Origin of the sequence: Lysinibacillus sp. NPDC093197, from assembly GCF_044754025.1 — a bacterium.
GTDB lineage: Bacteria > Bacillota > Bacilli > Bacillales_A > Planococcaceae > Lysinibacillus.
In genome coordinates this window covers 150,428-163,137 of the sequence record NZ_JBIVOH010000002.1, presented here as the reverse complement: position 1 = coordinate 163,137, position 12,710 = coordinate 150,428, and the positions used below count along the sequence as shown (strand labels likewise).

Genomic DNA, 12,710 nt, shown 5'->3' with positions numbered 1-12,710 from the left:
ATGGAGGGATTTTTTCGATGGATGAAGCAGCAAAATATAAAAAGGCGACCTATCATTTGTGGACCTTTACGGCAAGTAAAATGATTGCAATGTTAGGGTCACATGTGTTGTCCTTTGGTATTAGTTTGTATATTTTAGCGATGACAGGTTCTGCCACAAGCTTTGCAACAAACATGATTTGTTCCATATTGCCTCGGGCTCTCGTTGCACCATTAGCCGGTTATGTTGCAGATAATTATTCTAAAAAACGAACGATTTTATTAGCGCAAGCTGGAACGATTTTGACGATGGCAGGTTTACTGCTGTATACAGAGATGTTTGGTATGTCGGTCAATGCGATTTATGTGACAACAGTTTTTTATACACTCTGTTCTGCATTTTCAGGTGTAACCTTTACTTCAGCTATTGCTACACTTGTAAATCCAGAACGTTTACAGCGCGCAATGTCATTTAATCAAATGTCAATGTCCGTTGCAGCCGTTGGAGGTCCAGTAATCGGGGGGATGATGTACGGATTTTTCTCGATGGAAGTTTTTTTAATTGTGCATATGATTGCCTATGCGATTGCTTTTTGCTTAGAGGCAACGATGAATTTTAATTTGTACAGTACAAGAGGGGACGATGTTAAAACTGAAAAGATATGGAAAGGGCTTGTTAGCGGCTTTAGCTATATTAAGCAACACAAAGTTATTAAAGTTGTGATGTGGTTATCATTGTGGATTAATTTATTTTTCTCAGCAATCGTAGTCGGTGGAACGTATGTGGTTATCGAGTTACTCAAGGTCAAACCTACTCATTTTGGTTTTGTTGAAGCGGCAGGTGCGCTCGGCATGCTAGTAGCTTCCATCTATTTTGCAACACGTGGCGAGATTAAAGTGCCACTTCGTTTTTCTAAATTTTGTTTATTGTTGTTATCAAGTAGCTTAGCATTTGCGGTTATCCCGTTAGTTACGGATTTTTCATATTCCATGATTGTTGTCTTTTATATTATGCTCTACTTCATTTTTGCCATTTTTGAAATGGGCGTAAATATGCCTCTAGGCGTATTTATGCAAAAGCTTATATCTGAGGAATACCGCGGACGTGTATTTGGTCTCATGGAAACTATGGCTATGTCCATGATGCCAATTGGTATGCTCGTTTATGGTATTTTGTACGATATGTTACCAGCAACCGGTATTTTACTTGTCACAAGTGCGATTATAGTTGTAATGACACTTGTATTACTACGCACAGCTGTCTTAAAAGAAGCTCACCCAGAATTTTACGAAGAAACGACGATGGCAGAAAGAGTAGCAAATTAATTATCCAAAAGGATATATTCTATTAATGGTAACGGGGGATTAATGGCGATTTCATAGGTTTTATGGGCGATAACAAAGGTTTTTCTGAGCGGTAGCGAGAGGTTTATCCTGAATAGTAGAAGTGTTACTAGCAATAATGCTTGTTCTACCTACAATAATACAAATTTCACCATAGCAACAGGCATGCATAGTTTCCCGTGCATGCCTGTGCTACGTTTATTGATCCTCGATGACGATATATGTTGCTTTAATAGGGCCGTGGACACCAACGACAGGAATCATTTCGATATCTGCGGAATTACTTGGACCCGTAATAAAATTAATACAGGAAGCAATATGTTCACCATTTTGAACTTTTTTGCTAATCCATCGAGCTGCTTGGGTAATTCGTGGAACAATTGTACTTTTAGGAATTAAAATAATCGACTTTTCGGGTAAAAAGCTAACCGATCTCCCTTTATGCTTGTCGCTGAATAGCACGGCGGTACCTGATTCGGCTAATGTCATCTCACTAATGGTGATACCGATGTTTGCTTTTTCAGCTTGTCGGATATTTTCCTCTGGCTGTGTCTCATTCCATACATAAAGTTGAATATTTGTTTGTGGCCATTGTGTATGCATCATATGTGATAATCCAAAGTGATCAAAGCGTTCGTCTTGCCATGTGATGACAGAGCGACCACCGTAGATATCTACGACTGCTTGTAAATCAGCTGCTAGATTAGCTGTATTGGTTATGAGCATATTTGTATTAATATTTTTACATTGCTCCTCTAAGACGGCTACTAAATCATCCTTTGTAGCATCTTTTAAAACACGGTCCTGTGGCTGATATTGCCAAATCGGCTTAGTTAACTCTGTTTTTGGTGCTCGTCCGAGTTGATTGGCAATATTAGATAAAAATGCATCTCTATTTAGAATGCTTCCTGCCATTATTCAGACCCTCCTTTAGTACGGTTGTTAAACCAGCTACGGAAGTTTTCCTTATTCGGTGCAGGGAAATCCCTCGCTTCGGTCCATGCTTTTAATGGCCCTGGGCCGTTTGATATTTTATTGTCCTTTGTAAATGGTGACATTGCTGGCGATGCCATTTTCGTTGCCATCTTATATAAAGTAGGGGAAGAAGCACCTAAGCCGAACGCTTTCATGAGAAGCTTTTCAGACACTGGAGCCTTCCCTTCATTTTCAACGATGACTTGACGGTGCCGGTGTATCAGTTGATGTAATGGGATTTTGACAGGGCAAGCATCTGTGCAAGCACCGCATAAAGTAGAAGCATATGGTAACTCTTTGAAATCATCATACCCTCCCAAAAGTGGTGATAGTACAACACCGACTGGTCCAGAGTAAATCGAACCATACGTATGGCCACCAACATGACGGTAAACAGGGCACGCGTTGATACATGCTGCACAGCGAATGCATTGCAATATAGGCTGGAATTCACCACCTAAAATATTCGAACGGCCATTGTCGACGATAACTAAATGGAATTCTTCTGGCCCATCTGTATCGTTCTCATCTTTTATACCTGTTAACGTTGTAATATAACTTGTTAGCTTTTGCCCAACAGCACTTCTTGTTAATAAACTGACAAGCACTTCCATTTCCTCAAATGTAGGAACAATACGTTCCATTCCCATCACTGTAATTTGTGTTTTAGGTAAAGCAGTTACTAAGTCAGCATTACCTTCATTTGTAACGAGCGTAATTGAGCCACTTTCTGCGATAGCAAAGTTACAGCCTGTAATACCAATATCTGCTGTTAAGTATTCATTTCGTAGTTTTTCACGAACATAAAGTGCCAGTTCTTCCGGTTTTTCTGTTTTGTCATAGCCTTGTTTTTCTTTAAAAATATCTCGAATTTGTTCTTTATTTTTATGCAATGCTGGCACGACGATATGAGAGGGTGGTTCATGGTCACCAACTTGCAAAATATATTCACCAAGGTCTGTTTCAATCACTTCACAGCCTAATTGTTCGAGAGCAGGGTTTAAATTAATTTCTTCCGTTACCATTGATTTAGATTTAACAATTTTCTTTGCTTGCTTCTCTATTGCAATCTGTTGGATATAGGTAGTTGCTTCTTCAGCAGTTTTAGCGAAATACACATGTCCACCACGTTTTGCAACATTTTCACTAAGCTGGTATAAGTAATAATCTAAATTGGCAAGTACATGTTGTCGAATTTCCTCACCATGGGAACGCCATTCTTCCCAGTGTCCAAGCTCATTTGCTTGTTGTAAACGACGTGTTTGAAAGCGTTCTTGAGCACTTGATACTGCGCCGCGCATAAAAGTATTTTCTAGCTCTTTCGTTACTCGCTGGTTAAACCTATCATCGCTTGTTTTCATTGCCATTCGATTATCCTCCTCTAAATGCAATTTATCGGCAGTTTAGCACTTCCGCAATATGCATGACTTTTATTGGTTTCCCTTGCCGCTCAATTCGACCGCCGATATTGATTAAACAGCCAGCGTCCGCACCAATTAAAATATCTGCTTCAGTTTCTTCCACGTTTTGTACTTTTTCACTGACCATTTCTCCAGAAATATTCCCCATCTTTACCGAAAATGTGCCACCAAAACCGCAACAGCGTTCTTTTCCTGGGAGCTCCACGTATTGTAAGCCTTTAACATGCCCTAATAATTTAATAGGAGCTTCTTTCACACCAAGCAGTCTGGTCATATGGCAAGAAGTGTGAAAAGTTGCCTTACCTTCTAAATGGGCACCTACATCTTCAACTTGTAAAACATTTACAATAAATTCAGTGAATTCGTATGTTTTTTCTGCTAATACCTGCGCTTTATGTTCCCATATAGGATCTCCTTTAAATACTTCAGGATATTCTTTAAACATATAGGCACAAGAGCCAGAAGGGGAGACGACATACTCTGCATGTTCAAAAGCTGTAATCATTTTTTTCATAGCATTTTTGGAATCTTGGACGTAGCCGCTATTGTAGGCAGGCTGTCCACAGCAAATTTGATTTTCTGGAAAGTCGATGTCACAGCCGAGTCTCTCTAATACTTCAACGACAGCTTTTCCTACATCACCTTGAAACATATCGACTAAACAAGTCGCAAACAATGTTACTTTCATGCTCATCACTCCTTATGTGATAATTTCCTATTCAAACGATTAATCAACTGGTCATCAGATGACTTGGTATGTAAATAGATTGTTTTAATAATACTACAACCTTCTGGATTGTTGAAAGTGTTAATTGCAAATTTTCAAAAAAATAGTAGCTACCCATATTACATAGGCAGCTACATTTACTTAATGACTCGTTTCGAAGTATTGCATTAAAACTTCCTCGACGTTGCTTAAATGAGAGGACATCGCATGCTTCGCTAGCTCTTCGTTTTGTTGCTTAATAGCGAGGAAAATTTGCATATGCTCATCATATAATTTTTCACTAGTTGTCTTTTTCGAATACAGCCAAATACGGCGTGTTTCTTTCATCGTATCAATCATTAAACCAGATACTTGGTCTAAAATTGTTGCCAGCAGGGGATTTTGAGAGGCAGCTGAAATTGCTGCGTGAAATTGAAAGTCTGCTTTTTCGCCTAGCTCACCATCGCCTTGTGCAAGTTTCATGTCATCTAAAATACGAAGCATTGTTTGTAAATCTTCTTCAGTTCGATGGATGGCAGCGCTCGCAGCAGCACCCACTTCAATAATTTTCCGTACTTTTAATAAATGAGAGATATCTTTTTTATTTGTTAAAGTTAGTGTTGAAAATGGGAAATCAAGTTTTTGGGAAGGAGTGCTCTTAACAAAAGTCCCGGAACCTTGTTTGATTTCAATTAAGCCCATTGCTTTTAGGGCGGATAAGGCTTCCCTAATGGCAGATCTACTAACTTGTAATTGTTCAGCAAGTTGCTCTACTGAATCAAGACGATCTCCGGGCTTCAGTTCACCAGCCCGAATTTTTTCATAGAGCATTTCTGATACTTCCTCATATATTTTTTTTTGTTTAATTTTCTTTAATTCCAAGGAGCTACACCTCATTCATCTCGATCGATTGCTCTACATTATAACTTTATTATACATGATGAATAGAATTTTACTTACTGTTTAAAGTGAATAGTATAGATTGTCCATTCATGCAAGCTTTGCGGAAGTGACTATTTCAATAAGTTAAAAAGAATTATGAAAAATTATTGAATTTTTAAAATATAGTTAATATAATTTTATCATATAGTCATCAGATGACCTAATCTATTATTGTTTGGAGGGCTTATGAAAATTAAAAGAATATGTTTGTAATAATTTGTAGGTGTTGCTAAAGGGATAACTTCATTTGTAGTTTCTACAATGACAATGCGTAAGTATGAGCATGTAGCCAATTGGTTTACAACTCAGGAAACGAATCAAATTGTGGTTTGTTGTTGCTTACAGTCATTAGTTTGGGAGAAATTTTTATTTGGGGGTATGTAATTTGACATTTACACAAAATTTTACAGCTGTTGGGGGTAGTTTGACATGGTCTGCAATTGTGGCAGTTATTCCCATTCTTTATTTTTTCTGGGCATTAGCGATTAAAAAAATGAAAGGCTATTTGGCAGGCGTAACGACTTTGCTTGTTTCTTTAATTTTGGCTACTATTGCTTTTAAAGTGCCAGTAGGGACTGCGATAATGTCCGCTACACAGGGGGCTGTTTATGGACTATTACCAATTGGGTGGATTATCATAACATCTGTTTTCTTATACAATATCACCGTAAAAACAGGGAATTTTAATATAATTCGTCAATCTGTCTTAACCATTACGGAAGACCGACGTATTCAAGCATTACTCGTAGCGTTTTCATTTGGAGCCTTCTTAGAAGGAGCTGCCGGTTTTGGGGCACCGGTTGCTATTTCTGCTGCGTTATTAGTAGGGCTTGGCTTTAACCCGTTGTATGCTGCAGGCCTTTGTTTAATTGCCAATACTGCACCAGTTGCATTCGGAGCCATTGGTGTTCCGATTACTGCAATGGAAGGGCCAACGGGAATCGCAGCATTTGAAATTTCAAAAATGGTAGGACGTCAATTACCCTTTTTAGCAGTATTTATTCCATTCTTTTTAGTGTTAATAATGACTGGCTTTAAAAAAGCTTGGGAAGTAATGCCAGCCATTTTAGTGTCAGGTATATCATTTGCGGTGACACAGTTTTTGAGCTCGAATTTTTTAGGCCCTGAATTACCCGATGTTTTATCTGCATTAGTATCGCTCTTTGCACTAGCTATTTTCATGAAATTTTGGCAACCTAAAACGATTTATCGCTTTGCTTCAGAACGCGAAGCGACCGCTGATTCAACGGCAATAAAAGAGTCGTATAGAGGAGGAACAATATTAAAGTCTTGGTCACCATTTATCATTTTGACAGCTTTTATTTCTTGTTGGGGAATACCGATAGTCAAAAGTGCTTTAACGGGAAATTATGAAGGGACAAATATCATTTTAAAAGGTATCAATGTAGTAGGACAAGCGGTGACATTTACAGCAGAAGTACCGCTTTTACATAATCAAGTATTAAATGGCACTACAGAGGAACCAATAGCAGCATTTTATAAACTAGAATTGTTAGGCGCAGCGGGCACAGCAATATTATTAGCTGCAATCGTTTCTAAATTTATTTTTCACGTTTCTTGGCACGAATGGGGTAAAACTTTTTTTGAAACGTTAAATGAAATTAAGTTTCCACTAATTACGATTTGTAGTGTTGTAGCATATGCTTATGTCACAAATACTGCTGGGATGATGACAACACTTGCATTGGTGCTAGCTAAAACAGGCGTACTGTTCCCATTTTTCGCTCCTGTACTAGGCTGGCTAGGTGTATTTATTACGGGATCTGATACATCTTCCAATGTATTATTTGCCAAGTTACAGCAAGTTACAGCTGAATCTGTTGGTATGGAACCAGTGCTATCGCTTGCTGCTAATGCCTCGGGGGGCGTGACAGGGAAAATGATTTCGCCACAATCTATCGCAGTAGCAGCTGCCGCGGTTGGACTTGTCAGTAGAGAATCGGAATTGATTCGTTTTGCGTTAAAGTATAGTGTTATGCTGCTGTTATTTATTTGTTTACTAACATTCTTACAAAGTAATGTCCTAGCTTGGATGATTCCTTAAGGGGATTGAATAGTTTTAATGAAAGGCATTGAGAATGAATTTCTCAATGTCTTTTTTTATCGAATTGTCGTGCGGAGCGGAGGATAGGGCACTGCTACAAAGCGTTCACTCGACATAAAAATACTGTTTTAACTTCTAATATTATAGTGAATTTCATTGACAGAAAAACGCTCCGAGAGCATAATTCAGAAGTACATTTGTAAACATATCAAAATTTCACGTTTTTTGTCGCTTTTCGTCATGAAACGTTCACAAGCTAAAAGGGCGCAATTTCCATTGTTTTTTGGTACGATGGAGGCAGTAACTGTAAGGAGAGAATGAAAAAATATGGAAACTGATATTAACGTATTTTTAGCGTTTGGCGCAGGCTTTTTAAGCTTCATTTCACCGTGTACGCTCCCACTGTATCCTGCATTTTTATCATACATAACGGGAATGACATTAGATGAGCTAAAATCTGAACGGGGCATGATGCAAAAGCGTGCTATTTTGCATACGCTATTCTTTTTACTAGGTTTTTCAATTATTTTTATAATGATTGGCCTTGGCGCATCTTTAGCAAGAGAGTTTTTCCTTAATTATCAAACATTGTTACGTCAAATCGGCGCAATTTTAATTGTTATCTTTGGCTTAATGATTGTAGGATTACTTCAAATTGATTTTTTAATGAAAGATCGGAAATTCCAATTTAAAAATCGGCCATCCGGCTATTTAGGTTCGATTTTAATCGGTATTGCATTTGCAGCGGGTTGGACACCGTGTACAGGACCTATCTTAATGTCCATTATTACACTAGCTGGAGCAAATCCTTCTTCAGGGTTTAGCTATATGTTTGCTTATTATTTAGGATTTGCGATACCATTCTTTGTGCTATCATTCTTTATTTCACGTATGAATTGGATTCGCAACCATAGTCAAAAAATCGTAAAAGTCGGCGGCTATATTATGATTGCTGTAGGGATATTGTTATTCTTCGACGGTTTAACGTACATCACACGATTATTACAGCCTATTTTTGGTGGATTTATTGGCTTCTAATCTGCTAAACTTAATGGCATACTGTACTTTAACGTGGAGGGAGATGAATACGTGCCTACAGTTTTAGTAGTGGATGATACGCTTTTTATGCGTGTTACAATCAGTAATATGTTTAATGAATGGGGTTACGAGGTAGTCGGCAATGCAGTGAATGGTAAGGAAGCTGTAGAGCTGTATCGAGAGTTACAACCAGATCTTGTAACAATGGATGTAACGATGCCCGTAATGACAGGTATTGCGGCTGTAAAAAGAATCGTCCCAGAATTTCCTAATGCAAAGATTGTTATGATTACTGCTTTAGGTCAACAAAAATTAATTGTAGAAGCGCTTGAAAGTGGTGCGAAAGATTTTATAACGAAGCCTTTCGAACCGGAAAGATTAAGGGCTATAGCAGACCAATTAGTTGGTCAAAATTGCTAATTTAACATCAGAGGAGGATTTTTTATGTTAAGCAATATCCCTTCTCACTATTATGTTATAGGTTCGACTATAATGGCCATTATAATGGGTAGCTTCGTTATGGTAATACGTATGCGAGCTTCCAAAAAACCTACAAATGAGAAGAAAATTATTATTCCACCGATTGCAATGTCTTCAGGTGCGTTAATGTTTTTATTTGCACAATTTCGAGTGCCACCTATGCAAATTTTAGAAGCAGCTGCTGTAGGCGTAGTGTTCTCAACAATTTTAATTGCTACTTCTAAATTTGAAGTAAAAGGTAAGGATATTTATTTAAAACGTTCAAAAGCGTTTGTATTTATTTTAGTTGGACTGTTAATATTCCGTGTTGTGGCGAAAATGATATTAAGTAACTCAATAGATGTCGGTGAGTTAGCAGGCATGTTTTGGATTTTAGCATTTGCTATGCTAGTCCCATGGCGAATTGCTATGCTTATTCAATTTAAAAAAATCAAAAAAACAATACCGCTCAAAAATATGTAATGAGAAAAACTACACTTGCACTTGTGCTGTTGTAGTTTTTTTATGTCAAAGCGACTTCGAAGAAATAAGTTGTGCTTTTGCTACAAGCCAACAGTAATCGTGGTATACTAGGAAGCATGTTAAAAAATGAGGAGTTTATTACATGAAATATTTTAAACCACAGATGCAGCAGCTAGTAAAAGAAAACCGTGAATTACATGATCGACTAAAAGAGCTGATGGCTGACATGGATTTGCAAAAAAATTACGCATTAAAGGCGCTATATCATGCAGAAGTAGCAGATGGTGGACGTTACCAACAAGATTATCAAGCGTTAGATCATTTATTTAAATAATCTATTTATCAAGAGACTAGGGGTAAACCTATTGAAATCGCCGATAAAGGTGAAAGAATCGCCAGAAAAACAGTAGAAATCGCCGGTAAAAGTGCAAGAATCGCCAGAAAAACAGTAGAAATCGCTGGTAAAGTTGCGAGAATCACCAGTAAAACTCGCGAATCACCGGTAAACCTTCAGAAAGAAACCGCCATAGCGGCGGACATCTACGCCATAGCAAAAAAGTGTTGGATTGATTGAAGTCAATCTAACACTTTTTCTCTTTTATTCAAACAGATGTTCATACGGGGAAACATCAATTTGCAGTTGATCTAATTTTTTGCGTAAAAACTTATGATCACGTTTAGGTGTAGCTTGAATATAGCCACGAATGATTAAGTCATTATCAATAGCTTTAGCTTTCTCTTCTAAAGCAAGCTCCCCAATTTTACCCGCAATTTTTTCTTTTGCGACTTGTCTAAATAACTCAGGTACTGGGCTCACAAGCTCATAAAGAAGCTCCTTCTCAGGTTGTCCCCATAGATGAATCGTTTTATCTAAATAAAATTCCTGCCAATCTAAATCCGATTTCCCATCCTGTTTTGGTAATGCCTTTAAAAATTTACGGAACATGAAAAATCCGCCTATTGCCATTAGCGAGATAAGGACGACTACCCAAAATAAAATAAACCATAAAAACCAACCATCTAACAAATCGTTCACCTCTTTGTCTTCACTCACTCTATTATAAAAGCTTCTACAAAAAAATTCATCCTTATTGTGCCTGTTTTTACAATAAGGTGAGGTATTTAATAATATTGTTGCGGATTTTGCTAAATTAATTTGGCGATAATCGGAAAATAATAAAAGAAAGTGTGTTTTAATAAAGTGAATCTTTCTTTGGACAGGGAATTATTCGATAGATTTTTTCTTAGAATTATCAAGTTTTTATTCTTTATTATATGGGATTTTTGTTTAGGAAATAAAGTTGATGAAAGCGGATGCTGTTTTCAAGATTCTAAACTAAGGAGGTAAAGATATGACTTTATATTCTGTACTTGTAGCGAATAGCGCTTTACAAACAGTTGATTGTACAGGGATTGCAGAAATTACAGTTAGAGAATTAAAAAAATTATATCCAATTACAGAAAGTACAGCAGCACAGCCTTGGCATTTGATGGATGATGATGCACTTATTTTACATGCGCCAGATGAAGAGGCTTTTGGTCATTTGAATATTTTTGAATGGGGGAATCCTCCGTATGATTTGAAATATTATAGTGAAAAAGCCTTTGTATACGGTATTGAAGGAAATTGGGGGTCTCAATTTTTAACGGACTTGTTAATCTATTTGAAACAACATATAAAACCTGAGCAAAACGCTGAAATTATTAGGTTTTGGGCAGGAGAAAACGACCGAAAACTAAAAAATCATAGTATCAATATTGAAGAAATCGAATTGCATCACCTTGAGATCATTCAAAGCGAACAATACATACGTTTTGCCTTTGAATAACGATACTTCACATAGTACAAGTAGGATTATTCTGCATTATTATAACGCCTCATTATACAAAAAAATCCCTCTTTCAAATGAAAGTAGGGATTTTGGTTTTTAGTTAAGGGTTTTTATAAAGCAATATTCTCCTAACCCGCTTCAACAAGATTCATTTCCCTCATTAACATTCATTTGTACGTTTGTCAGTTTGGGCTGCTTCCAGATGAGACGTTGCAGCAATATACCTGTCATGCCAATAATGGTTAGTCCAAGTCCAATTGTTTTAAATGTGGTTAATATCCCTAATTGTGTAATGAGTAGTCCGCCAAGAAGAGGGCCTGCAATAAAAAGGATACTCATTAAGGAATCGATTATACCTGTGACTCTTCCTATCGCTTCCTTAGGGGGTTCTGTTTGAATGAGATAATTTATGGCTGTAAACGTTAACCCGTTGCCGATTCCACCAACAATCGAAAGAATAATAGCAAGTGCTATGAAATTGTATTGCAATAGGAATCCAAACCCTCCAGTCATTACACCAATTAGAAGACTTCCGACACCGAAAAACCAACCAAATTTAGAGATTTTTTTAAATTTGGTTAGAAGGATGACAACAAGAAGGGAACCAATTCCGATAGCAGAAATTGCCCAGCCAGTAAATGCTGGCTTGTTGGGGAACACCTCACTAAACAAAGTAACAATTTGTGCGTCAATCATTTGTATTGTTAAGGTGCTGAATATCCCGAAAATTATGCTCGCTAAAAGGACTTTGCTTTTTAATACAATATGCCAACCTTCTTGCCAAGATTGTAGAAATCCAGATTGTAAATCTTCTATTTTTTTATTTGATTCGATTTCTTGTACCTTAATTTGTGTAAGCAGTATGCCAGAAATAATGAAAGCTATCGCATTAATTGCAATGGATACATTTGGAGAAAATATTCCTGCTACTGAACCCCCTATAAGTGGGCCAATGACCTTTACTAACTGAAACAGACTGCCATTAATAGTGATGGCTTGCATGATATTTTTTTCGTCCACAATACTTCTCATTAATCCTTGCTGTGCAGGAAGGCTTAATACCCCGGCAGTGTTTCGTAAAAATAGGATGGGCAAAGCTAACCAAGGTGTCGGCGTAAAGACAAGCAACAAAGTTAACGCTGCACGAAACCAGTCAGAATAGATAAGGATTTTTCGTTTATTTCTTCGATCTGCAAATACGCCCGCAAATTGTCCTAAAAGTATACTAGGTATGGCATACATAATAGGAATAAGTGCAATCAGCATCGGGTCAGCCTTCCATGTATACCTAAATAAAATAAGGACCCCAACAAAATCAAACCAGTTTCCTAAATTGGCTAAAGTATTGGCAGAAAAAAATTTAATGAAATTGCCATTGCGCCATATTGATATTTCTTTATTCATAAATAATCCCTCCACGCTCGTGTCTCTACTAACGAGCATAACGAGCAATTATCAGAGGAATAT

13 protein-coding genes are annotated in these 12,710 nt (G+C 37.4%); 7 read left to right on the top strand and 6 right to left on the bottom strand.

Going from position 1 to position 12,710, the window contains the following annotated elements; all coding sequences use genetic code 11:
• Window positions 1-17 precede the first annotated feature (17 nt).
• Entirely contained in the window at window positions 18-1,304 is a 1,287-nt protein-coding gene (locus ACIP9G_RS06705; RefSeq protein ID WP_340824777.1) for an MFS transporter, read from the top strand.
• Between the two features lie 216 nt (window positions 1,305-1,520).
• Here the strand turns inward: ACIP9G_RS06705 and ACIP9G_RS06700 are convergent, their stop codons facing one another.
• From ACIP9G_RS06700 to ACIP9G_RS06685, 4 genes are all read right to left on the bottom strand, one after another.
• Window positions 1,521-2,237: a LutC/YkgG family protein gene (locus ACIP9G_RS06700; protein WP_401018441.1), complete on the bottom strand. Its 717-nt coding sequence runs from the start codon at window positions 2,235-2,237 to the stop codon at window positions 1,521-1,523.
• Window positions 2,237-3,664: a LutB/LldF family L-lactate oxidation iron-sulfur protein gene (locus ACIP9G_RS06695; protein WP_340824775.1), complete on the bottom strand. Its 1,428-nt coding sequence runs from the start codon at window positions 3,662-3,664 to the stop codon at window positions 2,237-2,239. The genes ACIP9G_RS06700 and ACIP9G_RS06695 overlap by 1 nt, the downstream gene beginning before the upstream one ends.
• A gap of 25 nt (window positions 3,665-3,689) precedes the next feature.
• Entirely contained in the window at window positions 3,690-4,406 is a 717-nt protein-coding gene (locus ACIP9G_RS06690; protein ID WP_401018439.1) for a (Fe-S)-binding protein, read from the bottom strand.
• A gap of 180 nt (window positions 4,407-4,586) precedes the next feature.
• Entirely contained in the window at window positions 4,587-5,306 is a 720-nt protein-coding gene (locus tag ACIP9G_RS06685; protein ID WP_401018437.1) for a FadR/GntR family transcriptional regulator, read from the bottom strand.
• 445 nt (window positions 5,307-5,751) lie between these two features.
• Here ACIP9G_RS06685 and ACIP9G_RS06680 point away from each other — a divergent pair, with 445 nt between their 5' ends.
• The 5 genes from ACIP9G_RS06680 (at window position 5,752) to ACIP9G_RS06660 (ending at window position 9,745) form a co-directional block, all read left to right on the top strand.
• Window positions 5,752-7,431, top strand: coding sequence for an L-lactate permease (locus ACIP9G_RS06680; protein WP_401018435.1), 1,680 nt, complete (start codon window positions 5,752-5,754; stop codon window positions 7,429-7,431).
• 327 nt (window positions 7,432-7,758) lie between these two features.
• Window positions 7,759-8,469: a cytochrome c biogenesis CcdA family protein gene (locus tag ACIP9G_RS06675; protein ID WP_340824771.1), complete on the top strand. Its 711-nt coding sequence runs from the start codon at window positions 7,759-7,761 to the stop codon at window positions 8,467-8,469.
• A gap of 33 nt (window positions 8,470-8,502) precedes the next feature.
• Window positions 8,503-8,889, top strand: coding sequence for a response regulator (locus ACIP9G_RS06670; protein WP_401007733.1), 387 nt, complete (start codon window positions 8,503-8,505; stop codon window positions 8,887-8,889).
• 24 nt (window positions 8,890-8,913) lie between these two features.
• Window positions 8,914-9,411 carry a CcdC family protein gene (locus ACIP9G_RS06665; RefSeq protein WP_401018433.1) on the top strand — a complete coding sequence of 166 codons (498 nt, stop codon included), beginning with the start codon at window positions 8,914-8,916 and terminating at the stop codon, window positions 9,409-9,411.
• 142 nt (window positions 9,412-9,553) lie between these two features.
• Window positions 9,554-9,745 (top strand): hypothetical protein, encoded by a 192-nt coding sequence (locus ACIP9G_RS06660; RefSeq protein ID WP_340824768.1) that lies wholly within the window; start codon window positions 9,554-9,556, stop codon window positions 9,743-9,745.
• 264 nt (window positions 9,746-10,009) lie between these two features.
• Here the strand turns inward: ACIP9G_RS06660 and ACIP9G_RS06655 are convergent, their stop codons facing one another.
• The gene (locus tag ACIP9G_RS06655; RefSeq protein WP_172771918.1) at window positions 10,010-10,438 is read right to left on the bottom strand and encodes a DUF2621 domain-containing protein; all 429 of its coding nucleotides are present in this window, start codon (window positions 10,436-10,438) and stop codon (window positions 10,010-10,012) included.
• A gap of 325 nt (window positions 10,439-10,763) precedes the next feature.
• Between ACIP9G_RS06655 and ACIP9G_RS06650 the strand changes: the two genes are divergently transcribed.
• Window positions 10,764-11,240, top strand: coding sequence for a hypothetical protein (locus ACIP9G_RS06650; protein WP_401018432.1), 477 nt, complete (start codon window positions 10,764-10,766; stop codon window positions 11,238-11,240).
• Between the two features lie 141 nt (window positions 11,241-11,381).
• Here the strand turns inward: ACIP9G_RS06650 and ACIP9G_RS06645 are convergent, their stop codons facing one another.
• Window positions 11,382-12,647 carry an MFS transporter gene (locus tag ACIP9G_RS06645; RefSeq protein ID WP_401018430.1) on the bottom strand — a complete coding sequence of 422 codons (1,266 nt, stop codon included), beginning with the start codon at window positions 12,645-12,647 and terminating at the stop codon, window positions 11,382-11,384.
• Between the last annotated feature and the right edge of the window lie 63 nt (window positions 12,648-12,710).

Excerpts from the sequence above, each read along its gene's own strand:
- ACIP9G_RS06705 (WP_340824777.1), top strand. The coding sequence starts at position 18 with ATGGATGAAGCAGCAAAATATAAAAAGGCGACCTATCATTTGTGGACC.
- ACIP9G_RS06700 (WP_401018441.1), bottom strand. The coding sequence starts at position 2,237 with ATGGCAGGAAGCATTCTAAATAGAGATGCATTTTTATCTAATATTGCC.
- ACIP9G_RS06695 (WP_340824775.1), bottom strand. The coding sequence starts at position 3,664 with ATGGCAATGAAAACAAGCGATGATAGGTTTAACCAGCGAGTAACGAAA.
- ACIP9G_RS06690 (WP_401018439.1), bottom strand. The coding sequence starts at position 4,406 with ATGAAAGTAACATTGTTTGCGACTTGTTTAGTCGATATGTTTCAAGGT.
- ACIP9G_RS06675 (WP_340824771.1), top strand. The coding sequence starts at position 7,759 with ATGGAAACTGATATTAACGTATTTTTAGCGTTTGGCGCAGGCTTTTTA.
- ACIP9G_RS06665 (WP_401018433.1), top strand. The coding sequence starts at position 8,914 with ATGTTAAGCAATATCCCTTCTCACTATTATGTTATAGGTTCGACTATA.
- ACIP9G_RS06660 (WP_340824768.1), top strand. The coding sequence starts at position 9,554 with ATGAAATATTTTAAACCACAGATGCAGCAGCTAGTAAAAGAAAACCGT.
- ACIP9G_RS06650 (WP_401018432.1), top strand. The coding sequence starts at position 10,764 with ATGACTTTATATTCTGTACTTGTAGCGAATAGCGCTTTACAAACAGTT.
- ACIP9G_RS06645 (WP_401018430.1), bottom strand. The coding sequence starts at position 12,647 with ATGAATAAAGAAATATCAATATGGCGCAATGGCAATTTCATTAAATTT.